The organism is Streptomyces sp. NPDC049954 (genome assembly GCF_040656295.1).
Classification (GTDB): Bacteria; Actinomycetota; Actinomycetes; order Streptomycetales; family Streptomycetaceae; genus Streptomyces.
Genome location: NZ_JBFALS010000005.1, coordinates 269,525 through 294,175, shown reverse-complemented (window position 1 = coordinate 294,175; position 24,651 = coordinate 269,525). Strand labels below are relative to the sequence as shown.

The window sequence follows — 24,651 nt, the reverse complement described above, 5'->3', positions numbered from 1 at the left end:
GCGGACGCCGCTCACCGGGGCGTCACCCCGTGCGCCGACGTGTCTCAGCCCCGCCCCGTACGCGGCGCGGCGTCCACCCGGCTCGGGCGGTCGCCGTCCTCGCGGGACGGCTGCGGGACCTGCGGGGCGGCCGGCCGGTCCTCCAGGCCGTCAAAGCGCCCGGCCCGGGCGGCGTACGCGTCGGCGTTGTTGCTGTGCACCTCCTCCTGACGCGGCGTCTCGTCCTTGCGCAGCCGGACGGTGTCCTCCTCGGGCGGGGCCACCGCCGGGACCGTCGCGACGCTCGGCAGCGCGTACGGGTGCTTCTCGCTCAGCCAGGCGATCATCCGTTCGCGCACCACGCAGCGCACCGTCCAGATGTCGTCGGCGTTCTTCGCGGTGACCACGGCGCGGACCTCGATCGTGGTCTGCGTCGTGTCGGTCACCGCGAGGCTCCAGTCGCGGCGGTCCCAGGCCGGGCAGTCGTCCAGGATGACCTGCAACTGCTCGCGCATCAGCGGGACCGGGGCGGAGTGGTCGAGCTGGAAGAAGACCGTGCCGGACATCTGCGCCCCGCCGCGCGACCAGTTCTCGAAGGGCTTGCTGGTGAAGTACGACACCGGCATGGTGATGCGCCGCTCGTCCCAGGTACGGACCGCGAGGAAGGTCAGCGTGACCTCCTCGACCACGCCCCACTCGCCGTCCACCACCACGGTGTCGCCGATGCGCACCATGTCGCCGAAGGCGATCTGGAAACCGGAGAAGAGGTTGCCCAGCGTCGACTGGGCCGCGACACCGGCCACGATCCCGATCAGGCCCGCCGAGGCCAGGACCGACTTCCCCGCCGTCCGCAGGTCGGGGAAGGTCATGAGCATCGCCGCCACCGCGATCACGATGACCAGCGCGGTGACGATCCGCATGATGAGCGTCACCTGGGTGCGCACCCGGCGCACCCGGGCGGGATCACGCGTGGCCGAGGCATAACGGGCGTACGAGGACTCCACGACGGCCGAGGCGACCCGGATCAGCAGCCAGGCCGTCGCCCCGATGAGGACGAGGGAGAGGACGAGGCCGATGGCGCCGTCGAAGTGACGGACCGGACGCCAGGTGATCTCGCGGTAGGAGCCGCGCAGCATCGCCGCGAGCAGCACCACCTGCCAGGGCACCCGGCACTGCCGCAGCATTCCCCACAGGGGCGTCTCGTGGTGGCGGGCGTCGGCCCGGCGCAGCAGCTGGTCCACCGCCCAGCCGATGACCAGCGTGAACAGGACGGAACCACCGATCACCAGGACGGGGCGCAGTATGTTCTCCATCTCTCCCTTGGTCTCCGTTGGAAGTGGGGGAAGCGGCGGCTGGCAGGATGTCCCGTATGGACATCCTGCTTCTTCACTCCGCCTACGGTCTGCGACCGGCCGTCCACTCGGCGGCCGACCGGCTGCGAGCCGCCGGACATCAGGTGCATGTGCCCGACCTGTACGGGGGACAAACGGCCGACACCCTGGAGCGGGGCCTGGAACTGCGGGACGAGATCGGTAACGAGGAGTTGCTGACCAGGGCGATCAAGGCCGCCGCGCCCCTGTCCGACCGGGGTCTGGTCTACGCCGGGTTCTCGCTCGGCGGCGCGCTCGCGCAGAACCTCGCCCTCGGCGACGAGAAGGCCCGCGGACTGCTGCTCCTGCACGGCACCTCGGACCTCAAGGACGACGCGAGCGTCGACGACCTGCCCGTCCAGCTGCACGTCGCCGACCCCGACCCCTTCGAGTCGCACGACTGGCTGAACGCCTGGTACCTGCGGATGCGGCGGGCCGGAGCCGACGTCGAGGTCTTCGGCCACCCGGGCGCCGGGCACCTCTACACCGACCCCGGACTGCCGGACTGGGACGAACGGGCCGCGCAGGAGACCTGGAGCGTCGCGCTCGGCTTCCTCGACAGCCTGTAGGCCGCGAGAGCCCGCAGGCGGGGAAACGAAGGAGGGGCGGGACCACGGCGTACGTGGTCCGCCCCTCCTTCGTTCTCGCGCGGTGGTGGTCAGCCCTTCAGCAGCGGGTCGAGCGCGCTGGTGAAGTCGGCGACCGTCATCGGCGCGTTGTCACTGCCCGGCGAGGTCAGCTTCTTGCCGTCCATCTCCAGGGTCGGGGTGCCCTGCACGCCGCTCTTGTCGAACTTGTCCGACATGGTCAGCGCCCACTTGTCGAAGGTGCCGTCCTTGACGTCCTTCTGGAACGCCTTGTCACCCTTCAGCTCCGGCACCTGGTCGGCGATCTTGATGAGGGCCGCGTCGCTGTTGAAGGTGTCCGTCTGCTCGTCGGGGTGGTTGTCCTTCGTGTACATCGCGGACTTGAAGTGCCAGAAGGCGTCGGGGCTCACGTTGAGGGCCGCGCCCAGCGCGCTCAGCGCGTTCTTCGAGCCGGACCCGCCGAGGTTGCCGTCCAGGAAGGTCGCGCCGATGTACTGGACCTTGTACGTCCCGTCCTCGACGCCCTTGTCCACCGTCGAGCCGACCGTCTGCTCGAACTGGGCGCAGACGGGGCAGCGCGGGTCCTCGTACATCTGGAGGGTCTTCTTCGCGTCGGCCTTGCCGACCACGACGGTCGTGCCGTCCTTGCCGCTCGTGTTCTTCGGCTTCACCAGCGGGTCCTTCTCCGCCGAGGCCCACTGGCCGGAGGCACCGGAGCCGGAGCCGCCGCCACTGGCCTGGCTCACGCCGAACACGACACCGCCGGCTATGACCAGGACGGCGAGGACCCCGCCGCCCACCTTGAGCTGCCGGTTCCTGGCCTCCTTCTTGGCCTGCCGCTCGCGTTCGGCACGCAGCCGCTCACGGGCCGCGGTCTTCTCCTGCTGGGTGTTGCGCTTGCTCATGGGTACTCCGTCGAGACAGAAAAGTGCGGGGGGCCCGGACCGGTCACACCTGCGCCGCGCGCCCACGAGGGGACACGGCGGGGCCCGGTCGGACGGGCGGAAGGAAGAAAAGGGAGGAGGGGACGCCGCAGGCCGTGGTCAGGCCGGGGCGTTCGCCACCGCGGGCGGGCCGCGCCGTCCCAGGGAGTGGGCGAGCAGCGCCAGGTGCGGACGGCGTCCGGCGCGCGCCGGACGAGGCGCGATCGCGCGCACCGCGCGGGCGCCGCCGGCCGTGACGAAGGCCACGGCGAGCAGCAGCGGGCGGAAGGCGAAGGCCGTGAAGGCGGCGAGCGACTGGGCCAGGGCGCGTTCCCCGCGCCGCAGCCAGGCCGCCGCGAGCAGCCCCACCGCGAGGTGGGCGCCCAGCAGGACCCAGGAGGCGCCGGGACGCGGATCGGCCAGCAGCAGCGCGGCATGCGTCTCCTCGCCACCGGCGAGAGAGCTCAGCGGCGTGCCGACCGGTCCGCCGCCGCACAGCACGTCGATCCCGAACGAGCGCAGCGGGCCCGCGACGGGGCCGCCCGCAGGGCCGTAACAGACATGCTGACCGGTGGTGAGGACCGTGTCCGCCGCCAGCTCCAGGGGGACCAGCAGCGCCGCGATGTGCCAGAAACCGCGCTCCCGCCCGGCCAGGCCGTACGACAGCGCGAAGACCGCGCCGGCGACGGCGAGCAGGGGGAGCAGCGGCAGGGGGGCCCGGGACAGCACGACGTGCGAGGCAGCCGAGAGCGTCACGACGAGCGCTGTGAACAGCGTCGCGCGCAGCGCTCTGAGCTGGGTCCCGGATATGTCCATCGTTGCCGAGTGTGCCACGGGCCCCGGTAAACGAGCCCTAAAGGGTTCCTGTGAAGCAGGGCCTGTGAACAAGGGCACGCGCCGCTCCGCCGCTGGGGCGGGAGCGACGCGCGCCGGGGGGGGGCTACAGGCCGGGGATGCGGCCGTTGCGGAAGAGGTCCACGAAGATCTGGTGGTCGTGGCGGGCCCGCGCGCCGTACTCGTGCGCGAAGCCCACGAGCAGTCCGGCGAAGCCCTCCTCGTCGGCGGCGATCGCCGCGTCGATGGCCCGCTCGGTCGAGAAGGGCACCAGCTCGGAGTGCCCGCTCTCGTCGTCCGCCGCCGCGTGCATCGCCGCCGTGGCCCGGCCGAGGTCCGCGACGACCGCCGCGATCTCCTCGTACTCGTCGATGTCCGACCAGTCGAGGTCCACCGCGTACGGCGAGACCTCGGCGACCAGCTGCCCCGCCCCGTCCAGCTCGGTCCAGCCCAGCCACGGGTCGGCGTGCGCCTGCAGGGCGCGCTGCGAGATGACCGTGCGGTGCCCCTCGTGCTGGAAGTAGGAGCGGATCGCGGGATCGGTGATGTGCCGGCTGACGGCCGGGGTCTGCCCCTGCTTGACGTAGATCACCACGTCGTTCTCCAGGGCGTCGCTGTTGCCCTCCAGCAGGATGTTGTACGAGGGCAGCCCGGCCGAGCCGATCCCGATGCCGCGCCGGCCCACGACGTCCTTGACGCGGTAGGAGTCGGGGCGGGTCAGGGACGAGTCCGGCAGCGTCTCCAGGTACCCGTCGAACGCGGCCAGGACCTTGTAGCGGGTCGCGGCGTCCAGCTCCAGGGAGCCGCCGCCCGGAGCGAAGCGGCGCTCGAAGTCGCGGATCTCCGTCATCGAGTCGAGCAGGCCGAAGCGGGTGAGCGAACGGGCCTCGCGCAGCGCGCCCAGCAGCGGCCCGTCCGCGGTGTCCAGGGTGAAGGGCGGCACCTCGTCGCTCTTGGCGCCCGTCGCGAGCTGGTGGACGCGCTCGCGGTAGGCGACCGCGTAGATCCCGACCAGCTCGCTGATCTGCTCGTCGCTGAGCGCCTTCGCGTAGCCGATCAGGGCGAGCGAGGCCGCGAACCGCTTGAGGTCCCACGTGAAGGGGCCGACGTACGCCTCGTCGAAGTCGTTGACGTTGAAGATCAGGCGGCCCTGGGCGTCCATGTAGGTGCCGAAGTTCTCGGCGTGCAGATCGCCGTGGATCCACACCCGGCCGGTGCGGTCGTCCAGGTAGGGGCCCGCGTGCTGCTCGCGCGCGAGGTCCGCGTAGAACAGGCAGGCCGTACCGCGGTAGAACGCGAAGGCGGAGGCCGCCATCTTGCGGAACTTCACCCGGAACGCGGCGGGGTCGGCGGCCAGCAGCTCACCGAACGCCGTGTCGAACACCGCGAGGATCTGCTCCCCACGCTCCTCGCGGTCTGCTGCCGTGGACTGCGGGACCGACATCGCTGGGTGCCTCCTGGTACGGGAAGTGCGGGGCGTCTTTGCCCGGGGACCTCTGTACGTCCCGGTGTGTCAACGCCTGAAGGTACCGCCGAGTGCCCGGGTCCTTGGCGGACGGCCCCGGGTGGGGGTGCGCTTTGTGTGGCGGTTACTGATGCCGGCCTTCGGCCTTGTCCTCAAGCGCCGGACGGGCTGGGGGGTGCGGTCGTGCGTGGGGGTTGGGGTTGGGCGTGCGGGGGTGCCGGCCTTCGGCCTTGTCCTCAAGCGCCGGACGGGCTTGAAGGGTGCGGCCGTACGTGTGGTGGAGGGGTGCGGTCGTGCGTGGGGTGGGGGTGGGGCCGTACATGTGGTGAGGGCGTGGGCGGGTTCGGGCTTGGTGGTGGGCGGGATGGATCTTGGTCCTGCGACGTAGACTTCCTCGCTGTTCGTCCTGTTGTCGATGTGCCGCCGGAGGCCCCTGTCGTGTCCTCGTCCAAGCCGCCGTTCACCCATCTGCACGTGCACACCCAGTACTCGCTGCTGGACGGCGCGGCCCGGCTCACGGACATGTTCGACGCGTGCAAGGAGATGGGGATGTCGCACATCGCGATGTCCGACCACGGCAACCTGCACGGGGCCTACGACTTCTTCCACCAGGCGAAGAAGGCCGGGATCACGCCGATCATCGGGATCGAGGCCTACGTCGCGCCCGAGTCCCGGCGCAACAAGCGCAAGATCCAGTGGGGCCAGCCGCACCAGAAGCGCGACGACGTCTCCGGCTCCGGTGGCTACACGCACAAGACGATCTGGGCCGCGAACAAGACCGGCCTGCACAACCTGTTCCGGCTGTCCTCCGACGCCTACGCCGAGGGCTGGCTCCAGAAGTGGCCGCGCATGGACAAGGAGACCATCGCGCAGTGGTCCGAGGGCCTGATCGCCTCGACCGGCTGCCCCTCCGGGGAGGTGCAGACGCGGCTGCGGCTGGGCCAGCCCGAGGAGGCGCTCAAGGCAGCCGCCGACTACCAGGACATCTTCGGCAAGGGCCGGTACTTCCTGGAGCTGATGGACCACGGCATCGACATCGAGAGCCGGGTGCGCGAGGGCCTGCTGGAGATCGGCAAGAAGCTCGGCATCCCGCCGCTGGTCACCAACGACTCGCACTACACCTACGCGCACGAGGCCACCGCCCACGACGCGCTGCTGTGCATCCAGACCGGCAAGAACCTCTCCGACCCCGACCGTTTCCGCTTCAACGGCACGGGCTACTACCTCAAGTCGACCGACGAGATGTACGCGATCGACTCCTCGGACGCCTGGCAGGAGGGCTGCCGCAACACCCTCCTGGTCGCCGAGCAGATCGACACCGGCGGGATGTTCGAGAAGCGCGACCTGATGCCGAAGTTCGACATCCCCGAGGGCTTCACGGAGATCACCTGGTTCCAGGAGGAGGTCCGCCGCGGGATGGAGCGCCGCTACCCGGCGGGCGTTCCCGACGACCGGCAGAAGCAGGCCGAGTACGAGATGGACGTCATCATCCAGATGGGGTTCCCCGGCTACTTCCTCGTCGTCGCCGACTTCATCATGTGGGCGAAGAACAACGGCATCGCGGTCGGTCCGGGGCGAGGCTCCGCGGCCGGCTCGATCGTCGCGTACGCGATGGGCATCACCGACCTCGACCCGATCGAGCACGGACTGATCTTCGAGCGCTTCCTCAACCCCGAGCGCATCTCCATGCCCGACGTCGACATCGACTTCGACGAACGCCGGCGCGTCGAGGTGATCCGCTACGTCACCGAGAAGTACGGCGCCGACAAGGTCGCCATGATCGGCACCTACGGCAAGATCAAGGCCAAGAACGCCATCAAGGACTCCGCGCGCGTCCTCGGCTACCCGTACGCGATGGGCGACCGGCTCACCAAGGCGATGCCCGCCGACGTCCTCGGCAAGGGCATCGACCTCAACGGCATCACCGACCCCAAGCACCCCCGCTACTCCGAGGCGGGCGAGATCCGGGGGATGTACGAGAACGAGCCCGACGTCAAGAAGGTCATCGACACCGCCAAGGGCGTCGAGGGCCTCGTGCGGCAGATGGGCGTGCACGCCGCCGGCGTCATCATGTCCAGCGAGCCGATCATCGACCACGCCCCGGTCTGGGTCCGGCACACGGACAACGTGACGATCACGCAGTGGGACTACCCGCAGTGCGAGTCGCTCGGCCTGCTGAAGATGGACTTCCTGGGCCTGCGCAACCTGACGATCATGGACGACGCGGTCAAGATGGTGAAGGCCAACAAGGGCCTCGACCTCGACCTGCTCGCCATCCCGCTGGACGACCCGAAGACCTACGAACTGCTGTGCCGGGGCGACACCCTCGGCGTGTTCCAGTTCGACGGCGGGCCCATGCGCTCCCTGCTGCGCCTCATGAAGCCCGACAACTTCGAGGACATCTCCGCCGTCTCGGCCCTGTACCGGCCGGGCCCGATGGGCATGAACTCGCACACCAACTACGCGCTGCGCAAGAACGGCCAGCAGGAGATCACCCCGATCCACCCCGAGCTGGAGGAGCCGCTCAAGGAGGTGCTGGGCCTCACCTACGGGCTCATCGTCTACCAGGAGCAGGTGCAGAAGGCCGCGCAGATCATCGCCGGCTACTCGCTGGGCGAGGCCGACATCCTGCGCCGCGTCATGGGCAAGAAGAAGGCCGACGAGCTCCAGAAGAACTTCGTCCTGTTCCAGGCGGGTGCCAAGAAGAAGGGCTTCTCCGACGAGGCGATCCAGGCGCTGTGGGACGTTCTGGTGCCCTTCGCCGGGTACGCCTTCAACAAGGCCCACTCCTCCGCGTACGGGCTGGTCACCTACTGGACCGCCTACCTCAAGGCCAACTACCCGGCCGAGTACATGGCCGCCGTGCTCACCTCGGTGCGCGACGACAAGGACAAGTCCGCGGTCTACCTCAACGAGTGCCGCCGCATGGGCATCCGGGTGCTGCCGCCCAACGTCAACGAGTCGGTCGCCAACTTCGCCGCCCAGGGCGACGACGTGATCCTCTTCGGTCTCACCGCCGTGCGCAACGTCGGGCAGAACGTCGTGGACTCGATCATCCGCAGCCGCAAGGCCAAGGGGAAGTACGCCTCCTTCCCCGACTACCTCGACAAGGTCGAGGCCGCGGCCTGCAACAAGCGCACCACGGAATCGCTCATCAAGGCCGGCGCCTTCGACGAGATGGGCCACACCCGCAAGGGCCTCACCGCGCAGTACGAGCCGATGATCGACAACGTCGTCGCGGTCAAACGCAAGGAGGCCGAGGGACAGTTCGACCTGTTCGGCGGCATGGGGGAGGACGGCGGCAAGGACGAGCCGGGCTTCGGGCTCGACGTCACCTTCACCGAGGACGAGTGGGACAAGTCCTACCTGCTGGCCCAGGAACGCGAGATGCTCGGGCTCTACGTGTCCGACCACCCGCTGTTCGGCATCGAACACGTCCTGAGCGACAAGAGCGACGCGGCCATCTCCCAGCTCACCGGCGGGGACTTCGGGGACGGCGCCGTCGTCACCATCGGCGGCATCATCTCCGGGCTCCAGCGCAAGATGACCAAACAGGGCAACGCCTGGGCCATCGCGACCGTCGAGGACCTCGCCGGCTCCATCGAGTGCATGTTCTTCCCCGCCACCTACCAGCTCGTGTCCACCCAACTCGTTGAGGACACCGTGGTGTTCGTCAAGGGGCGGCTCGACAAGCGCGAGGACATCCCCCGGCTGGTCGCGATGGAGCTCCAGGTGCCCGACCTGTCGAACGCGGGGACCAACGCGCCGGTGATCATCACCATCCCGGCGGTCCGGGTCACCCCGCCGATGATCAGCAGGCTCAACGAGGTGCTCGGCAGCCACCGCGGCAACTCGGAGGTCCGGATCAAGCTCCAGGGCCCCCGCAAGACCACCGTGCTGCGCCTGGATCGGCACCGGGTCCAGCCCGACCCCTCGTTGTTCGGTGACCTGAAGGTCCTGCTCGGCCCCTCCTGCCTGGCCGGCTGACACCCCGGGCGGAAACCGTACGTGGGAGAGGGGCGCACCCGGCCGGGGTGCGCCCCTCTCCCACGTCGTCAGCGCGTGGCACCGCTCAGTTGTGGCCGAAACGGCGCTGGTGCTTACGGGCCACGTCGGCGGGGCTGCCCTGCGCCTGGGACTGGAAGCCCTCCCGGGCCTCCGTCGCGCTCGTCCTCGCCTCGGCCTGCGCCTCCTCGGCCGCCGAGCCGCGGTTGCGGGAGTCGCCCTGCTTGCGGTTGTTCTTGTTCTTGGCCATGGAAATCTTCCTCCTGCGAGGTTCTCGGGGCCAGGTCCGCCTTCAGGCTCACATGACCGGACAGAGAACGCATTTCGGATCATTACCGTGCGTCATCACCGCTGGCGCGCTCGGGTGTCACCGCCCCCGGAGAAGGGGAGGAAGAGCGGGGGAGACGGGCGGCGGGAAGGCGGGAAGCGGCCGAAGCGTGGAAACGCCGCGCCGAAGATCGAGTTCAGGCCGTTAACCCCCGCACTGTCGGGCAGACTCGAAGGAAACCCGATGTGCGCCTGTCCCCGTCACCGTGGACGCGGGGCCGAACAGGGACTTTAGGGAAGAGGGTGGAACGCGTGGACCGCTGCGTCGTCCTGGTGGACGCCGGATATCTGCTCGGCGCCGCCGCGAGCCTGCTCGCCGGCGAACCCTCCCGCTCCCGGATCACCGTGGACCACCACGCCCTCATCCAGCGACTGCGGGAGCGCGCGGAACACGAGACCCAGCAGCCGCTGCTGCGCATCTACTGGTTCGACGGCGCCCCCGACCGCGTCCCGCAGCCCGAACACCGCAGGCTGCGCGTCCGCCCTCGCGTCACCGTACGGCTCGGTGCCCTCACCCGCAGTGACGGGCGGTGGGCTCAGAAGGGCGTGGACGCCGCGATGCACGCCGAGCTGACCGAACTCGCCCGCAACCGGGCCTGCTCGGACGTCGTCCTGGTGACCGGTGACGGAGACCTGCTGCCCGGCCTCGTCTCCGCCAAGGAGCACGGTGTCGCCGTGCACCTGTGGGCCGTCCAGGCCGCCGACGGGGACTACAACCAGTCCGAGGACCTCGTCGCCGAGGCCGACGAGCGTCGCGTCCTGGACCGGCAGTGGATCACCGGCGCCATCCGCGCCAAGGAACACCCCGGGCTGTGCGCCCCGCCCGCCGAACCCCGCCCCGAGTACGCCGCGATCCTCTCCGCCCCGCTGCCCGAGTCGGCCCTGCCCTCCGCCGGGCACGGAGCGGACGGCCACACCGCGCCCGCCCACCGCGCCGACAGGAACGGGGAGAACGGCCACCGCGCGCCCGAACACGCACCCCTGGAACGCGCCGGGCACGACGGCGGACCCGTCGCGTCCCGCGCCGCCGAGGAGGACCGCGAGGAGGACCGTCCCGCCCCCGGCAAGGGCGTGCCCACCCCCAAGGACCTCGCCGCGCTGCGCGCCGTCGCCGCCGGCCCCGCCCCGTCCCCGCCCGCGAACGCGACCCTGCGCTGGTCCTCCGACAAGGGCTGGGTCGAGCGCCCCGGCCCCGGCGAGCCCCCCGAGGCCGCCCAGTTGCCGACCCTCGCCCAGCTCACGACCGCCGAACAGCGGTGGGCCGACCGCGAGGAGGACATCACGACGGTCGGCGGCGACCCCTACGAGGTCGGGCAGGTCTTCGCCCGCCGCTGGCTCGCCAGGATGCCCGGACAGCCCGGGCTCCCCCCGCTGCGCGAGCGGCTTTCCGGGCTCTACCCGCGCATCCCGCACCGCGTCGACGGCGAGCTGCTGCGCTACGCCGCGCGCTTCGGCCTGCTCGCCCACAAGGACGACCAGATCGACGAGAACGACCGCTACGCGATCCGGGCCGGCTTCTGGCGCGAGGTGGGCGCCGAGGCCGCCAGCGTCGTCGAATGACGGTGAGAAACCCGACACGCCGTATTCGCGTGGGAACCGGCCCCGCCCGCCGTCCCGGACCGGACACCCAGTAGCCTCGGTTCTCGTGAGTTACGGCACGGCACGGGCGCGGGGAAGCGACGCGGTGTGCGTCGTGCGGGATCTGGTCAAGACCTATCCCGCGCTGCGCGGCCGGCGCGGACAGCCCGCTGCCCCTGCCGTACGGGCCACCGACGGCATCGACCTCGACGTGCGACGTGGCGAGATCTTCGGACTGCTCGGGCCCAACGGCGCAGGCAAGTCCACCCTCGTACGGCAGCTGACCGGCCTGATGCGCCCCGACTCCGGCAGCGTTCACCTGCTGGGCCACGACCTCGTGCGCCACCCCGAGCGCGCGGCCCGGCTGCTCGCCTACCTCGGCCAGGAGTCGACCGCGCTCGACGAACTGACCGTGTCCCTGGCCGCCGAGACCACCGGGCGGCTGCGCGGACTCGACCTGCCCGAGGCCCGCCGCGCCCGGGACGCCGTCCTCGACGAACTCGGCCTGGCCGACATCGCCGGGCGCCCCCTCAAGAAGCTCTCCGGCGGGCAGCGCCGTCTCGCGTGCTTCGCCGCCGCCCTCGTCGGCGAACGCTCCGTCCTCGTCCTGGACGAACCCACCACCGGAATGGACCCGGTGGCCCGGCGCGCCGTGTGGGCCGCCGTCGACCGGCGCCGCGCCGAACACGGGGTCACCGTCCTGCTGGTCACCCACAACGTCATCGAGGCCGAGACGGTGCTCGACCGGGTCGCCGTCCTCGAACAGGGCCGGGTCATCGCCTGCGACACCCCCTCGGGGCTCAAGTCCCGCGTCGCCCACGAGGTCAGGCTCGAACTCGTGTGGCGCGAACAGGCCCCGCTCGACGTGCCCGAGGTCGCCGTCCTGCGGCACTCCGCGGTCGAGTCCGGCCGCCGCTGGACCCTGCGCCTGGGGCCCGACGAGGCGCGCGCCGCCGTCTCCGCCGTGACCGGGGGCGCCGCCTTCCGCGCCCTCGACGACTTCACCCTCAGCACCCCCAGTCTCGAAGACGTCTACCTCGCCCTCGGCGGCCGGACGAAGGGCCTGGTCAAGTCATGAACCAGACCGCGGGCCCGCCCCTCGGCCCAGCGAACAGGAGCGCCCGCAGCGTGAATGCCGTACCGGTGGACCGCAGCCCCGCGTCGCCCGGCGAGGGCGGTCCGCGATGAGCGCCGCGCCCGTCGAGGCCTCCGGCACGCTGCGCGCGTCCGGCGCGGCCCCCGCCCGGGGCGGCGAGGACGAGGCGGCCGCCCCGCTCGCCCCCCGCGCCCGGCTGCTGCCCTCCCTCGCCGCCGTCTACCGCGCCCAGCTCTCCCGCGCCCGGGTCGCCCGCATCCCGCTGCTGTTCGTCGCGACCTTCCAGTCCGTCGGCATCATGATCCTCATGCGCGGGGTCGTGGAGGGCGGCGACGAGGCCCGCTCGGTCGTCGCCGGCTCCGCCGTCCTCGTCGTCGCCTTCGTCGCCCTCAACCTGCTCGCCCAGTACTTCGGGCAGCTGCGCGCCACCGGCGGACTCGACCACTACGCGACGCTGCCCGTACCACCGGCCGCCGTGGTCCTCGGCGCCGCCGCCGCCTACGCCTCGTTCACCGTGCCTGGCACCGTCGTGACCGCCGTCGTGGGCTGCGGACTGTTCGGGCTGCCGCTCACCCACCTGTGGGTGCTGGTCGCCGTGGTCCCGCTCGCGGGCGCCGCCCTCGCCGGGCTCGGCGCCGCCTGCGGACTGCTCGCCCCGCGCGCCGAACTCGCCACCCTGCTCGGCCAGCTCGGGATGTCCGCCGCGCTGCTGCTCGGCGTGCTGCCGCCCGACCACATGCCGCAGCTGATCCGCTGGTGCCGTGACCTGCTGCCGTCCACCTACGGGGTGGAGGCGCTGGCCAGGACCTTCTCCGGCGCCCCCGACTGGCCGGCCGTCCTCGGCGACCTCGGGGTGTGCGCGGGGGTCGGTGTCCTCTCACTGGCTCTCGCCACCTGGGCCTACCGGCGCGCGGCGGTGTCGGGGGCCCGCTGAGCCCGCTTGGGCCGATCGGCCCTCCCGCCCCTGAGCCGGTGTGAGCCGTTTGACACGATGTCCCGGTGAGCGCATCCCAGACACCGCCCCCGGGCCCCCCGTACGACCCCTGGCAGGCCGCGCCGGGCGGACCGCAGCCGGCGCATCCCGAGGACAAGGGCCCCGGGACCGGGGCGGAGATCCGCCGGGCCGCCCTCGTGAGCCTCGGCCTCGTGCTGGCCGGAGTGCTCATGGGCCTGCTGTGGCTGTGGCTCGCGCCCCGGGTCCCGCTGGTCTCCGACGGCAAGGCCGTCTACCTCAAGGACAGCGAGGGCGAACAGGCCATCGGCACGGACGGGGTCTTCGTCCTGCTCGGCCTCGGCCTCGGCCTGGTCAGCGGCGCCGTGGTGTTCCTGATCCAGCGCCGGGGCGGGGTCCCGCTCGTCGTGGGCCTCGTGGTGGGCGCGCTGCTCGGCTCGGTCGTGGCCTGGCGGCTGGGCATCTGGCTCGGCCCCACCCAGGACGTCGTGGCGCACGCCCGCGCCGTCGGGGAGAACAAGACCTTCGACGCCCCGCTCGAACTGGGCGCCAAGGGCGTCCTGCTGGCCTGGCCGCTCGCCGCCGTCGCCCTGCACCTGCTGCTCACCGGGGTCTTCGGCCCGCGCGAGGCCGTCCCCTTCCCGCAGGGCCCGTGGGCCGGCGGCCCGCAGTGGACCTCGACCGGGGCGCCCCCGCGTCCGGAGGGCGGAAGCGGTCCGCAGGGCGGCGACGGCACCCCCGCCCCGTACGCGCCCCCGCAGCAGCCCGGCGGACAGGGCCAGGGCCCGCAGCGGGGGTGAGGCGCACCCCTGGGCGGACCCCCGGGCCGGCCCCCGTGCGGCGGCTCAGCCCCGGCCCACCGGCGCCAGTACGGCGTCGGTGAGGGCCACCAGATCGGCCGGGGCCAGCTCGACCTCCAGGCCCCGGCGGCCCGCCGAGACGCAGATCGTCCCGAAGTCCTTCGCGGAGGCGTCCACGACGGTCGGCAGCCGCTTGCGCTGGCCCAGCGGGGAGATCCCGCCGCGCACGTAGCCCGTCGTACGCTCGGCCGCCGCCGGGTCGGCCATCACCGCGCGCTTGCCGCCGACCGCCGAGGCCAGCGCCTTCAGGTCCAGGCTGCCCGCGACCGGCACGACCGCGACGGTCAGCGCCCCGTCCACCTCCGCGACCAGCGTCTTGAAGACCCGTTCCGCGCTGACGCCCATGGCCTCGGCCGCCTCCTCGCCGTACGAGGGGTGGGCCGGGTCGTGCACGTAGGCGTGCAGCGTGAAGGCAGCCCCCGCGGCCGTCAGCGCGAGCGTCGCGGGCGTACCGCCGGACTGCTGATTCTTCGACTTCTTCGCCATCGGTGGTCCCTGTCGGCGAACCCGGCCGGGTTCAGTTCAGGCTCGTGGGGGAGCGGGTCAGTTCGATCGCCGGAAGCGAGGGCAGATGCCGGATCACGGCCGTCTCCGCGCGCAGCAGCCGCAGCTCCTCCCGCAGCCGCGAGGCCGTGTCCGGGGCCTCCAGGAGCCGCTGCCTGGTCGGCACGTCGAGCATCGTCGCCGCGGCCACCAGGAAGGAGACGACGGAGGGCTCGTCGGGCAGCTCCGCGTCCGGGGCGAGCGTGCGCTCCTTCGCCCCGGCGAGCCGCTTCTGGTACGAGCGGAAGGCCCGCAGCACCGTCTCCGCGAGCGAGCCCGCGTCCTCGCCCGGCTCCTCGGCCAGCTCCTCGACCTCGGCCGTCAGGTACGGGCCCGAGGCGTCGACGGAGAGCAGCCGCACCCGCTTCGTCCCGGTCGTCAGCACTTCGAAGCCGCCGTCCGGACGCTCCTGCAGCGTCGCCGTGTCGGCGATGCACCCGACCTCGTGGAAGGCGCGCAGCGGCTCCTCGCCGAAACCGGCCGCCGGACCCTTCTCGGGCACCGCCGTCGGGTCCGGCAGACCGGGGGCGCTCGGCGCGATCTCCCGGCCGTCCCGGATGGCCACGACGACGAAACGGCGTTCGTCGTCCTCGGGGATCTTGCTCAGATCGCGCATCATGGCGCGATAACGCTCCTCGAACACGTTCAGCGGGAGCACGAGCCCCGGGAACAGCACCGAGTTGAGCGGGAACAGCGGAAGGCGGACGGTGGTCACGGCTGGCAAGCCTAATGGCCACGGCCGACAGCCGGGGCCATCAGGCCGTGTCCGGCCGTTCCGTACCGCTCAGCGCGTGCGGTCGCGGCGGCGGGCGCGCCCCACCGGAGTCAGGGCCGCGACCTCCATCCGCACGCCGTCGCGCACGTCGAGGAACTGCGCGAGCGGATCGTCGGAGAGCGCCGCCCACGGCGCGGAGGTGGCGAGCGGACCGACCCGGTGCAGCTCCTGGAGCGCCTGCGGCCAGCGCTCCAGCCGCAGCAGGACGTACACGAGCAGGTTGCGGGCCTCGGCCGGCCACGCGTCGCCCTCCGGGTAGCGGGCCGACAGGGCCAGGGCCCGGTCCGCCGCCGCGTCCAGCCGCTCCCGGGGAACGGCCGCCGCCCGCGGGCCCCGGGGCGCACCGCCCGCGTCGGCCGTCAGCCAGATGTACGCGGCACGCAGCGGCAGGGTCTGCACCAGCGAGTCGGGCAGCGCGTCCTCGGCCGCCCGCTCCGCGAAGTCGAAGCACTCGCGGTGCGAGCCGTACCAGGCCGCCGAAAGGTACTGCAGAGCCGAGAGATGGCAGCCGTAGTGGTGCGAGGAGCGGCGCACCGCCTGCTCCCACAGCGTCTCGAAGACGGTGTGCGAGGCGTTGGTGCCGCGCGCCTGGTCCAGCGCCACCCGCCAGGGCACCGGATCGGCGGCGTCCCCCTCGGCCGCGGCGGCGATCAGCGGGGAGGCGGCGCGCAGCAGCTCCGCCCGGGCCGGGGAGGCCCAGCCGCGCCGCAGCGCGAGCTCCGCCTTGACCAGCAGCATGTCCGGATCGTGCGGGGCCGCGTCCTGCCAGCGGGCGAACCACTCCGGGCGTGCGTCGGCGAAGGCCGCCAGCCGCGCGACGCAGCGGTCCCGGGTCTCCCACTCGGCCCGTTCCCTGGACGCCGCGAGCAGTTTCGCGGCGTCCTCGTACACGCCCGTACCCGCCGCGACCAGGGCGGGGGCGAGCCAGGGTTCCGGGGCGTCGAGGAGGACCTCCTCGTCGGCGGGCAGCCCGTCGCAGAGAGGTGCGGTATGCCGGATCATCCGCGCGGTCCGGCGCAGGGCGAGCAGCGGGTGCATGGTGCGGACCATTGAAAGACGCAGGTGGGAGCGCGTCCAGAGGGTGGCGGGTGTCGCTTTCGCATCGTGGGTTCGGTTGTGCTCCGGCGAGTCAAGGTAGGGCAAAAGATCGCGCCTTGTGCAGGCCGCGTCACTGTGCGGTGAAGGCTGGGGTCCATTTCGTGCGCATTCCCGCACCCTGTCCCCGCAGGTACCGCGCATTCCGCATCGCGGCCCGCGCGCGTGTGTGTGTGGGTGTGGGCGTACGGGCCCTATCCCCGGCGCAGGGCCCGCGTCGCGCCCGCCGCGACCGTCGTCGCGAGCGCCCAGCCCAGTGTGATGAGCACCGCGCCCGCCCACTGCCAGGCCCCCTGGAGCCGCCAGTAGCCGTCCTGGCCGAAATTGATCACCGGGACCAGCAGGTCCAGGGCGAACAGCGCCGGATTCCAGTCGGGATGCTCGTCGGCCTTTATCGGGGCCGGCTGCGCCTGCGCGAACAGGTACGAACTCGTCGCCCACAGCACCGCCATCCATATCGCCGCCCGGCCCGGCCGGAACCCGTAGGCCACCGTCCAGTCCTGCGCGTACCCCCACAGCTTCCCGGCCGGGGGCAGGGTCCTGCGCCGTGCCCGCTGCTTGGCGAGCAGCACCTCCCGCGCCTCGACGTCCTCCCCGCCGGCCCGCAGCACCGAGGCCAGCCGCTCGTACGCCTCCGGGCTGTAGTCCGGCCCCGAGGACGCCACCCACTCAAGACGCCGCGCCAGCGGGAAGGTGTCCACCGCCACCAGGTTCTCGTAGACGAAGCCGCCCATCGCCAGATGCCCGCGCGTCGGCCAGCTCGCCGCCCGGTCGATGAGGGTGATCACCCGCGCCCCCGACAGCACGACCCGGCCCCGCTCCACCTTGCGCCCCAGGAACCGCAGTTCGGGCACCTGGATACGGCGCAGCGACAGCTCCTGGTCGTTCTCCAGCGTGAACCGGGCCTGCTCCAGGTCGACCGCGTCCCCGAACCGCCCGTCGTCCAGCCGCAGTCCGCCCTGGCACTCGAAGCGGCGCACCCGGGTGCCGCGCGCCGGGGTCGTCCCGCTGGAACCCGGCGGGTCGCCCACCGCCGCCGGGGTCAGGTACAGCGTGCGTTCGACCGTCATCTGCGGGGCGTTGAGCGCCCGCCTGCCGTACGGATTGGCCAGCCGCGCGCCGCGCAGGCTCAGCGAGACGCCGACCTGGGCGCCGCGCAGGCTCAGTTCGCCGTGCGACTCCAGCAGCTCCGCCTGGAGGTCCTGGCCCACGCTCAGCCCGTCCGCCATGATCGAGCGGTTGCGCCGGTCGCGGTAGACCACCGCCTCGTTGAGCAGCAGATCGGTGCCGATGTGCGCGTCGGTCAGCCGGATGCCGTTCTGCACCCGGCAGCGCGGCAGGTGCAGATCGCCCTCGGTGTGCAGCCGCGCCGCCTCCAGCCGGGGCAGCGCGCAGTCCACCAGACGCAGCGTCGTGAACCTCGTCTCCGGCAGCAGGACCTCCTGCTCGAAGCGGCAGCCCACCAGCTCGACGTACGGCACCACCGCACCGCCCGCGAGATCGAGCGGGTCCATGATCTGCACCCCCGCGAGCTTGAGCGAGGACACCCGGCCGTGCAGCGCCGGTGGACAGCTCAGCAGCAGCACGCACACCACCCGCGCCCGCACCTGGCGCTCCGGGCCCCACGGATGGGCGCCGTGCGGATCGTCCTCCGCCGGGTCACCGGTCCGCAGGTCGTACACGCTGCCGTTGCGGAACGCCTGCCACATCCCGACCTCCGCCGCCGTCAGCCACTCCGGCGGTTCACCGTCCTCGCGCACAGCCGTCCCTCCTCCCCGGGGTCCCCCGTGTGCCGTGTACACATGTTCATGCCCGCTGCGTGACGGAACGAAAGCCCATGGTGCGGGTGAGTGGAAAGGGAACACAGGGGCGGCCCCTCGTACCTCTGCGTATCCGTGGCCGAAGCCGTCGCGCCGAGTGACGGAGCGGGCGCCGGGGCGTCCCAGTGCGTGATACGCGGCGTCGGCGCCCGTCGGCCGTCTGAGAGAATTGGGGGCGTGATCTCTCGAATCGACCTGCGCGGCGACGCCCTCCCCGAGGGTGCCGCCCTGCGCGACCTGCTGCCCCGAGCCGAGTTCGACGTGGAAGCCGCCCTGGAGAAGGTGCGGCCCGTCTGCGAGGACGTACGCCATCGTGGCGCGGCGGCGGTCATCGAGTGGGGAGAGAGGTTCGGCGACGGCCGCCCCGCCCGCCTGCGGGTGCCCAAGGCTGAACTGGAGCGCGCCCTGACCGCGCTCGACCCCGAGGTCCGCGCCGCCCTGGAGGAGTCGGTCCGCCGGGCCCGCCTCGTCCACCGCGCGCAGCGCCGCACCGACGTCACCACCCAGGTCGTGCCCGGCGGCACCGTCACCGAGAAGTGGGTCCCGGTCGAACGCGTCGGGCTCTACGTGCCGGGCGGCCGCTCGGTCTACCCGTCCTCCGTCGTGATGAACGTCGTCCCGGCCCAGGAGGCCGGCGTCGAGGGCATCGCCGTGGCCTCGCCCCCGCAGGCCGAGTTCGACGGGCTCCCGCACCCCACGATCCTCGCCGCCTGCGCCCTGCTCGGCGTCGACGAGGTCTACGCCGCGGGCGGCGCCCAGGCGATCGCCATGTTCGCCTACGGCACCCTGCCCGAGGACGGACCCGAGGGCTGCCGGCCGGTCAACCTCGTCACCGGCCCCGGCAACATCTACGTCGCCGCCGCCAAACGCCACCTCAAGGGCCGTATCGGCATCGACGCCGAGGCGGGGCCCACCGAGATCGCGATCCTCGCCGACGCGGACGCCGACCCGGTGCACGTCGCCGCCGACCTCGTCAGCCAGGCCGAGCACGACCCGATGGCCGCCTCCGTCCTCGTCACCGACTCCCCGGAGCTGGCCGAGGCCACCGAGGCCGAACTGCGGGTCCAGGTCGCCGCGACCAAGCACCGCGAGGACCGCGTCGCCCCCGCCCTGGCCGGGCGCCAGTCGGCGATCGTCCTCGTCTCCGACCTGGACGACGGACTCACCGTGGTCAACGCCTACGGGGCCGAGCACCTGGAGATCCAGACCGCCGGGGCCGCCGCCCTCGCCGCGCGGGTCCGCAACGCTGGCGCGGTCTTCGTGGGCCCCTGGGCCCCCGTCTCCCTCGGCGACTACTGCGCCGGCTCCAACCACGTCCTGCCCACCGGCGGCTGCGCCTGCCACTCCTCGGGCCTGTCCGTGCAGTCCTTCCTGCGCGGCATCCACATCGTGGACTACACCCGGGACGCCCTCGCCGAGGTCGCCCACCACGTGGTCACCCTCGCCGAGGCCGAGGACCTGCCCGCGCACGGCGCCGCCGTCAAGGCCCGGTTCGAGTGGAAGGTCCCCCAGGCGTGAGCACGAACGAACCGGGCACCTCCGGAATCTCCCTCGACGACCTGCCCCTGCGGGACGAACTGCGCGGAAAGAGCCCCTACGGCGCCCCGCAGCTCGACGTGGCCGTACGGCTCAACACCAACGAGAACCCGTACCCGCTGCCCGAGGCCCTCGTGGACCGCATCACCGAACGGGTCCGCGAGGCCGCGCGCGGCCTCAACCGCTACCCCGACCGTGACGCCGTCGAACTGCGCACGCAGCTCGCCGCGTACCTCACGCGCACCGGCGGGCACCCCGTGCGCACCGAGCAGGTCTGGGCCGCCAACGGCTCCAACGAGGTCATCCAGCAACTCCTCCAGGCCTTCGGCGGACCGGGCCGCCGCGCGATCGGCTTCGAGCCCTCGTACTCGATGCACGGGCTCATCGCGCGCGGCACCGGCACCGAGTGGATCTCCGGGCCGCGCCGCGAGGACTTCACGATCGACGTGGGCGCCGCGACGCGCGCGATGACCGCCCGCCGCCCCGACGTCGTGTTCATCACCTCGCCCAACAACCCGACCGGCACCGCCGTCGACCGCGACACCGTCCTCGCCCTCTACGAGGAGGCGCAGTCGGTCAAGCCCACGCTCGTCGTCGTGGACGAGGCGTACGTCGAGTTCAGCCACCGCCCCTCGCTGCTGCCGCTGATCGAGGGCCGCCCCAACCTGGTGATCTCCCGCACCATGTCGAAGGCGTTCGGCGCGGCCGGACTGCGCCTGGGCTACCTCGCCGCCGACCCCGCCGTGGTCGACGCCGTCCAGCTCGTACGCCTGCCCTACCACCTGTCGGCCGTCACCCAGGCCACCGCCCTCGCCGCGCTGGAGCACACCGATACGCTGCTCGGGTACGTCGAACAGCTCAAGGCCGAACGCGACCGCCTCGTCACCGAGCTGCGCGCCGCGGGCTGCGAGGTCACCGACTCGGACGCCAACTTCGTCCAGTTCGGCCGCTTCGACGGCCCGGGCGGCGCGCACGCCGCCTGGCAGCGCATCCTCGACCGGGGCGTCCTCGTCCGGGACAACGGCGTTCCGGAGTGGCTGCGGGTCTCCGCCGGCACCCCCGCCGAGAACGACGCGTTCCTCGACGCGGTACGCGCACTGATGAAGGAGCAACACGCATGAGCCGCACCGGCCGTGTGGAACGCAAGACCAAAGAGACCTCCGTGCTCGTCGAGATCGACCTCGACGGCACCGGCACGGTCGATGTCGCCACCGGGGTCGGGTTCTACGACCACATGCTCGACCAGCTCGGCCGGCACGGGCTGTTCGACCTCACGGTCAGGACCGAGGGCGACCTGCACATCGACACCCACCACACCATCGAGGACACCGCCCTCGCCCTCGGCGCCGCCTTCCGGCAGGCGCTCGGCGACAAGGTGGGCATCTACCGCTTCGGCAACTGCACGGTGCCGCTGGACGAGTCCCTCGCCCAGGTCACCGTCGACCTCTCCGGCCGCCCCTACCTCGTGCACACCGAGCCCGAGAACCTGGCGCCGATGATCGGCACCTACGACACGACGATGACCCGGCACATCCTGGAGTCCTTCGTCGCCCAGGCACAGGTCGCCCTGCACGTCCACGTCCCCTACGGACGCAACGCGCACCACGTCGTCGAGTGCCAGTTCAAGGCCCTCGCCCGCGCCCTGCGCTACGCCAGCGAGCACGACCCGCGCGCCGCCGGAATCCTCCCCTCCACGAAGGGCGCGCTGTGAACGGCCTCTCCACCGTCCTGATCCTCGTCGGCCTCTTCCTGGTCGGCGGGATCGTGTCCTTCGTCAAGCAGGACATGCCCAAGAGCCTCATCGTCCTGCTGTCCATCGGCGCGGCCATGTGCCTGATCGCCGGAATCCTCCGTATGGAATGGCTGTTCGGCTGACCATGAACACCTCCCCCAAGAAGGTCGTGGTCTTCGACTACGGCTTCGGCAACGTGCGTTCCGCCGAACGCGCCGTCGCCCGGGCCGGCGCCGAGGTCGAGATCACCCGCGACTACGACACCGCGATGAACGCCGACGGGCTCCTCGTCCCCGGTGTCGGCGCCTTCGCCGCGTGCATGAAGGGCCTCAAGGAGGCGCGCGGCGACTGGATCGTGGGCCGCCGCCTGTCCGGCGGACGCCCCGTCCTCGGCATCTGCGTCGGCATGCAGATCCTGTTCAGCCGCGGCATCGAGCACGGCGTCGAGACCGAGGGCCTCGACGAATGGCCCGGAACCGTCGGCCCGCTCAAGGCGGACGTGGTCCCGCACATGGGCTGGAACACCGTCGAGGCCCCCGAGGGCGGGCAGATGTTCTCCGGCCTCGGCCCCGAGGAGCGCTACTACTTCGTGCACTCCTACGCCGTCCAGGACTGGACCCTGGAGACCGGCAACCCCAACATCCGCGCCCCGCGCGTCGCCTGGACCCGGCACGGCGAACCCTTCGTCGCCGCCGTCGAGAACGGCGCCCTGTGGGCCACGCAGTTCCACCCCGAGAAGTCCGGCGACGCCGGAGCCCAGCTCCTCACCAACTGGATCGAGACCCTCTGATCATGGCAGCGCAGCTCGAACTCCTCCCCGCCGTCGACGTCCGCGACGGTCAGGCCGTGCGCCTCGTGCACGGCGAGTCCGGTACGGAGACGTCGTACGGCTCCCCGCTGGAGGCGGCTCTCGCCTGGCAGCGCTCGGGCGCCGAGTGGCTGCATCTGGTCGACCTCGACGCCGCGTTCGGCACCGGCGACAACCGCGCGCTGATCGCCGAGGTGGCCCGCGCGATGGACATCAAGGTCGAACTCTCCGGCGGCATCCGCGACGACGACACCCTCGCCGCCGCCCTCGCCACCGGCTGCACCCGCGTCAACCTCGGCACCGCAGCGCTGGAGACCCCCGAGTGGGTCGCCAAGGTCATCGCCGAGCACGGCGACCAGATCGCGGTCGGCCTCGACGTGCGCGGCACGACCCTGCGCGGCCGGGGCTGGACCCGCGACGGCGGCGACCTCTACGAGACCCTCACCCGCCTCGACTCCGAGGGCTGCGCCCGCTACGTCGTCACCGACATCGCCAAGGACGGCACCCTCCAGGGCCCCAACCTGGAGCTGCTGACCAACGTGTGCGCCGCCACCGACCGCCCCGTCGTCGCCTCCGGCGGCGTCTCCTCCCTCGCGGACCTGCGCGCGATCGCCGCACTCGTCCCCCAGGGCGTCGAGGGCGCCATCGTCGGCAAGGCCCTGTACGCCGAGGCGTTCACCCTGGAAGAGGCGCTGCGGACGGTGGCCGCCGGATGACCGGAGAGATCCGACGCCTCTCCTCGGGCGGCCCCTGGGAGGACGCGATCGGCTACTCGCGCGCCGTCGCCCTGCCGGGCGGGCTGGTCCTCGTCTCCGGCTGCACCGGCGTCGTGGACGGCGCGGTCGTCGAGGGCGGCCCCTACGAACAGGCGCAGGCCGCCTTCGGCGTCGCCCTCGACGCGCTCGCCGAACTCGGCCTCGGCGCGCAGGACGTCGTCCGCACCCGGATGTACGTCACCCACAGCGGCGACACGGACGAGGTGGGCCGCGCCCACAAGGAGCGCTTCGACGCCGTCCGCCCCGCCGCCTCCATGATCATCGTCTCCGGTTTCATCGACCCCGGTCTCGTCGTCGAGGTCGAGGTCGAGGCGTACCGGCCGGAAGGAGCGGCATGAGCCTCGCCGTACGGGTCATCCCCTGCCTCGACGTGGACGCGGGCCGGGTCGTCAAGGGCGTCAACTTCCAGAACCTGCGCGACGCGGGCGACCCCGTCGAGATGGCCAAGGTCTACGACGCCGAGGGCGCCGACGAACTGACCTTCCTCGACATCACCGCCTCCTCCGGTGACCGCGAGACGACCTACGACGTCGTCCGGCGCACCGCCGAGCAGGTGTTCATCCCGCTGACCGTCGGGGGCGGCGTCCGCACCGCCGAGGACGTCGACAAGCTGCTGCGCGCCGGGGCCGACAAGGTCGGCGTCAACACCGCCGCGATCGCCCGGCCCGAGCTGATCCGGGAGATCGCCGAACGCTTCGGCCGCCAGGTCCTCGTCCTGTCCGTCGACGCGCGCCGCACCCCGGCCGGCACCTTCGAGGTCACCACGCACGGCGGCCGCAGGGGCACCGGCATCGACGCCGTCGAATGGGCCGAACGCGCCGCCGCACTGGGCGCGGGGGAGATCCTGCTCAACTCCATGGACGCCGACGGCACCAAGGACGGCTACGACCTCGACATGATCGCCGCCGTACGGCGGCGGGTGAACGTCCCGGTCGTCGCGAGCGGCGGGGCGGGCCGGCTGGACGACTTCGCCCCGGCCGTCACCGCGGGCGCCGACGCGGTCCTGGCCGCGTCCGTCTTCCACTTCGGCGACCTCAGGATCGGGCAGGTCAAGGACACGATGCGGGGCGCCGGGCTCGCGGTGCGCTGAGGCGGGGCCGGGCCCTGGTCCCCCGGGGATCAGGTGCCCGGCAGCGGCTCCATGAGCTGCACCAGGTTGCCCACCGTGTCGTCGAGGACCGCCATCAGCGCCGGCCCCTGGGCGACCGGCTCCTGCACGAAGCGCACCCCGAGGCCGGTCAGCCGCTCGTGCTCGGCACGCAGATCGTCCACCGAGAACACGATCGCCGGCAGCCCCTTCGCGAACAGCCCCTCCCGGTAGACGCGCGCCACGTCGTCGTCCGAGGGCTCCAGGAGCAGCGCCACGTCCCGCTGCGCCCCGCCGGGGGCGCCCACCGTCACGAACAGCGTGCTGCCCATGTCGAGCCGGGTCCGGGTCTCGAACCCCAGGACCTCCGTGTAGAAGGCGTGCGCCCTCTCGACGTCCTCGACATGGACACCGGTCATCGCGAGCCTGATCACGGCACTGCCTCCTCGTGCGACGGAACACACCGGACGGGTTCCTCCCGGGGAAGCCCTTCCGTGCCCCGG

24 protein-coding genes are annotated in these 24,651 nt (G+C 72.2%); 14 read left to right on the top strand and 10 right to left on the bottom strand.

From position 1 onward, the window contains the following. Positions 1-44: 44 nt before the first annotated feature. Positions 45-1,292 carry a mechanosensitive ion channel domain-containing protein gene (locus tag AB0J21_RS13240; protein ID WP_363145992.1) on the bottom strand — a complete coding sequence of 416 codons (1,248 nt, stop codon included), beginning with the start codon at positions 1,290-1,292 and terminating at the stop codon, positions 45-47. Between the two features lie 56 nt (positions 1,293-1,348). On the opposite strand from AB0J21_RS13240, the gene AB0J21_RS13235 reads away from it, so the two are divergent. Next, complete coding sequence (locus AB0J21_RS13235) at positions 1,349-1,918, top strand: dienelactone hydrolase family protein (protein ID WP_363145991.1); 570 nt, start codon at positions 1,349-1,351, stop codon at positions 1,916-1,918. A gap of 89 nt (positions 1,919-2,007) precedes the next feature. Here the strand turns inward: AB0J21_RS13235 and AB0J21_RS13230 are convergent, their stop codons facing one another. From AB0J21_RS13230 to AB0J21_RS13220, 3 genes are all read right to left on the bottom strand, one after another. Then, positions 2,008-2,841 carry a thioredoxin domain-containing protein gene (locus tag AB0J21_RS13230; protein ID WP_363145990.1) on the bottom strand — a complete coding sequence of 278 codons (834 nt, stop codon included), beginning with the start codon at positions 2,839-2,841 and terminating at the stop codon, positions 2,008-2,010. A gap of 138 nt (positions 2,842-2,979) precedes the next feature. After that, complete coding sequence (locus AB0J21_RS13225; protein WP_363145989.1) at positions 2,980-3,675, bottom strand: hypothetical protein; 696 nt, start codon at positions 3,673-3,675, stop codon at positions 2,980-2,982. A 124-nt stretch (positions 3,676-3,799) separates the two neighbouring features. Next, positions 3,800-5,137 (bottom strand): DUF2252 domain-containing protein, encoded by a 1,338-nt coding sequence (locus tag AB0J21_RS13220; protein ID WP_363145988.1) that lies wholly within the window; start codon positions 5,135-5,137, stop codon positions 3,800-3,802. 459 nt (positions 5,138-5,596) lie between these two features. On the opposite strand from AB0J21_RS13220, the gene dnaE reads away from it, so the two are divergent. Continuing rightward, the gene (gene dnaE, locus AB0J21_RS13215) at positions 5,597-9,145 is read left to right on the top strand and encodes a DNA polymerase III subunit alpha (RefSeq protein ID WP_363145987.1); all 3,549 of its coding nucleotides are present in this window, start codon (positions 5,597-5,599) and stop codon (positions 9,143-9,145) included. 85 nt (positions 9,146-9,230) lie between these two features. On the opposite strand, the gene AB0J21_RS13210 is transcribed toward dnaE, so the two are convergent. Beyond that, on the bottom strand, positions 9,231-9,413 hold the full coding sequence (locus tag AB0J21_RS13210; RefSeq protein WP_363145986.1) for a hypothetical protein: 183 nt from the start codon (positions 9,411-9,413) through the stop codon (positions 9,231-9,233). A 320-nt stretch (positions 9,414-9,733) separates the two neighbouring features. Between AB0J21_RS13210 and AB0J21_RS13205 the strand changes: the two genes are divergently transcribed. The 4 genes from AB0J21_RS13205 (at position 9,734) to AB0J21_RS13190 (ending at position 13,916) form a co-directional block, all read left to right on the top strand. Then, positions 9,734-11,050, top strand: a complete 1,317-nt coding sequence (locus tag AB0J21_RS13205; protein WP_363145985.1) for an NYN domain-containing protein — start codon at positions 9,734-9,736, stop codon at positions 11,048-11,050. 85 nt (positions 11,051-11,135) lie between these two features. Next, positions 11,136-12,146: an ABC transporter ATP-binding protein gene (locus AB0J21_RS13200; protein ID WP_363145984.1), complete on the top strand. Its 1,011-nt coding sequence runs from the start codon at positions 11,136-11,138 to the stop codon at positions 12,144-12,146. 106 nt (positions 12,147-12,252) lie between these two features. Next, positions 12,253-13,098 (top strand): ABC transporter permease, encoded by an 846-nt coding sequence (locus AB0J21_RS13195; RefSeq protein ID WP_363145983.1) that lies wholly within the window; start codon positions 12,253-12,255, stop codon positions 13,096-13,098. 65 nt (positions 13,099-13,163) lie between these two features. After that, positions 13,164-13,916 (top strand): ABC transporter permease, encoded by a 753-nt coding sequence (locus tag AB0J21_RS13190; protein WP_363145982.1) that lies wholly within the window; start codon positions 13,164-13,166, stop codon positions 13,914-13,916. Between the two features lie 45 nt (positions 13,917-13,961). Here the strand turns inward: AB0J21_RS13190 and ybaK are convergent, their stop codons facing one another. The 4 genes from ybaK to AB0J21_RS13170 form a co-directional block, all read right to left on the bottom strand. Next, entirely contained in the window at positions 13,962-14,462 is a 501-nt protein-coding gene (gene ybaK / locus AB0J21_RS13185; RefSeq protein ID WP_363145981.1) for a Cys-tRNA(Pro) deacylase, read from the bottom strand. Between the two features lie 31 nt (positions 14,463-14,493). After that, on the bottom strand, positions 14,494-15,234 hold the full coding sequence (locus AB0J21_RS13180) for an LON peptidase substrate-binding domain-containing protein (protein WP_363145980.1): 741 nt from the start codon (positions 15,232-15,234) through the stop codon (positions 14,494-14,496). A 69-nt stretch (positions 15,235-15,303) separates the two neighbouring features. After that, a complete protein-coding gene (locus AB0J21_RS13175) occupies positions 15,304-16,344 on the bottom strand; it encodes a hypothetical protein (RefSeq protein ID WP_363145979.1) in 1,041 nt (346 codons plus the stop codon). Positions 16,345-16,583: 239 nt separating this feature from the next. Further along, positions 16,584-18,098 carry an oxidoreductase gene (locus AB0J21_RS13170; RefSeq protein ID WP_363146243.1) on the bottom strand — a complete coding sequence of 505 codons (1,515 nt, stop codon included), beginning with the start codon at positions 18,096-18,098 and terminating at the stop codon, positions 16,584-16,586. A gap of 288 nt (positions 18,099-18,386) precedes the next feature. On the opposite strand from AB0J21_RS13170, the gene hisD reads away from it, so the two are divergent. The 8 genes from hisD to hisF are packed head-to-tail and all read left to right on the top strand — an operon-like array spanning position 18,387 to position 24,151. After that, positions 18,387-19,727, top strand: a complete 1,341-nt coding sequence (hisD, locus tag AB0J21_RS13165) for a histidinol dehydrogenase (RefSeq protein WP_363145978.1) — start codon at positions 18,387-18,389, stop codon at positions 19,725-19,727. After that, complete coding sequence (locus AB0J21_RS13160) at positions 19,724-20,866, top strand: histidinol-phosphate transaminase (RefSeq protein ID WP_363145977.1); 1,143 nt, start codon at positions 19,724-19,726, stop codon at positions 20,864-20,866. Before hisD ends, AB0J21_RS13160 begins: the two co-directional genes overlap by 4 nt. Next, a complete protein-coding gene (gene hisB, locus AB0J21_RS13155) occupies positions 20,863-21,456 on the top strand; it encodes an imidazoleglycerol-phosphate dehydratase HisB (RefSeq protein ID WP_363145976.1) in 594 nt (197 codons plus the stop codon). Before AB0J21_RS13160 ends, hisB begins: the two co-directional genes overlap by 4 nt. Continuing rightward, on the top strand, positions 21,453-21,620 hold the full coding sequence (locus AB0J21_RS13150; protein ID WP_363145975.1) for a hypothetical protein: 168 nt from the start codon (positions 21,453-21,455) through the stop codon (positions 21,618-21,620). Before hisB ends, AB0J21_RS13150 begins: the two co-directional genes overlap by 4 nt. After that, positions 21,617-22,267 (top strand): imidazole glycerol phosphate synthase subunit HisH, encoded by a 651-nt coding sequence (gene hisH / locus AB0J21_RS13145; RefSeq protein WP_363146242.1) that lies wholly within the window; start codon positions 21,617-21,619, stop codon positions 22,265-22,267. Before AB0J21_RS13150 ends, hisH begins: the two co-directional genes overlap by 4 nt. Before the next feature lie 2 nt (positions 22,268-22,269). Then, the gene (gene priA, locus AB0J21_RS13140; protein ID WP_363145974.1) at positions 22,270-23,001 is read left to right on the top strand and encodes a bifunctional 1-(5-phosphoribosyl)-5-((5-phosphoribosylamino)methylideneamino)imidazole-4-carboxamide isomerase/phosphoribosylanthranilate isomerase PriA; all 732 of its coding nucleotides are present in this window, start codon (positions 22,270-22,272) and stop codon (positions 22,999-23,001) included. Then, positions 22,998-23,399 (top strand): RidA family protein, encoded by a 402-nt coding sequence (locus tag AB0J21_RS13135; protein ID WP_363145973.1) that lies wholly within the window; start codon positions 22,998-23,000, stop codon positions 23,397-23,399. The genes priA and AB0J21_RS13135 overlap by 4 nt, the downstream gene beginning before the upstream one ends. Then, entirely contained in the window at positions 23,396-24,151 is a 756-nt protein-coding gene (gene hisF / locus AB0J21_RS13130) for an imidazole glycerol phosphate synthase subunit HisF (protein ID WP_363145972.1), read from the top strand. The genes AB0J21_RS13135 and hisF overlap by 4 nt, the downstream gene beginning before the upstream one ends. 29 nt (positions 24,152-24,180) lie before the next feature. On the opposite strand, the gene AB0J21_RS13125 is transcribed toward hisF, so the two are convergent. After that, positions 24,181-24,582, bottom strand: a complete 402-nt coding sequence (locus AB0J21_RS13125; protein WP_363145971.1) for a VOC family protein — start codon at positions 24,580-24,582, stop codon at positions 24,181-24,183. Positions 24,583-24,651 lie beyond the last annotated feature (69 nt).

Excerpts from the sequence above, each read along its gene's own strand:
- AB0J21_RS13220 (WP_363145988.1), bottom strand. The coding sequence starts at position 5,137 with ATGTCGGTCCCGCAGTCCACGGCAGCAGACCGCGAGGAGCGTGGGGAG.
- AB0J21_RS13170 (WP_363146243.1), bottom strand. The coding sequence starts at position 18,098 with ATGTGGCAGGCGTTCCGCAACGGCAGCGTGTACGACCTGCGGACCGGT.
- AB0J21_RS13175 (WP_363145979.1), bottom strand. The coding sequence starts at position 16,344 with ATGGTCCGCACCATGCACCCGCTGCTCGCCCTGCGCCGGACCGCGCGG.
- hisB (WP_363145976.1), top strand. The coding sequence starts at position 20,863 with ATGAGCCGCACCGGCCGTGTGGAACGCAAGACCAAAGAGACCTCCGTG.
- hisF (WP_363145972.1), top strand. The coding sequence starts at position 23,396 with ATGAGCCTCGCCGTACGGGTCATCCCCTGCCTCGACGTGGACGCGGGC.
- AB0J21_RS13135 (WP_363145973.1), top strand. The coding sequence starts at position 22,998 with ATGACCGGAGAGATCCGACGCCTCTCCTCGGGCGGCCCCTGGGAGGAC.
- AB0J21_RS13210 (WP_363145986.1), bottom strand. The coding sequence starts at position 9,413 with ATGGCCAAGAACAAGAACAACCGCAAGCAGGGCGACTCCCGCAACCGC.
- priA (WP_363145974.1), top strand. The coding sequence starts at position 22,270 with ATGGCAGCGCAGCTCGAACTCCTCCCCGCCGTCGACGTCCGCGACGGT.
- ybaK (WP_363145981.1), bottom strand. The coding sequence starts at position 14,462 with ATGGCGAAGAAGTCGAAGAATCAGCAGTCCGGCGGTACGCCCGCGACG.
- AB0J21_RS13230 (WP_363145990.1), bottom strand. The coding sequence starts at position 2,841 with ATGAGCAAGCGCAACACCCAGCAGGAGAAGACCGCGGCCCGTGAGCGG.
- AB0J21_RS13195 (WP_363145983.1), top strand. The coding sequence starts at position 12,253 with ATGAGCGCCGCGCCCGTCGAGGCCTCCGGCACGCTGCGCGCGTCCGGC.
- AB0J21_RS13240 (WP_363145992.1), bottom strand. The coding sequence starts at position 1,292 with ATGGAGAACATACTGCGCCCCGTCCTGGTGATCGGTGGTTCCGTCCTG.
- AB0J21_RS13235 (WP_363145991.1), top strand. The coding sequence starts at position 1,349 with ATGGACATCCTGCTTCTTCACTCCGCCTACGGTCTGCGACCGGCCGTC.
- AB0J21_RS13225 (WP_363145989.1), bottom strand. The coding sequence starts at position 3,675 with ATGGACATATCCGGGACCCAGCTCAGAGCGCTGCGCGCGACGCTGTTC.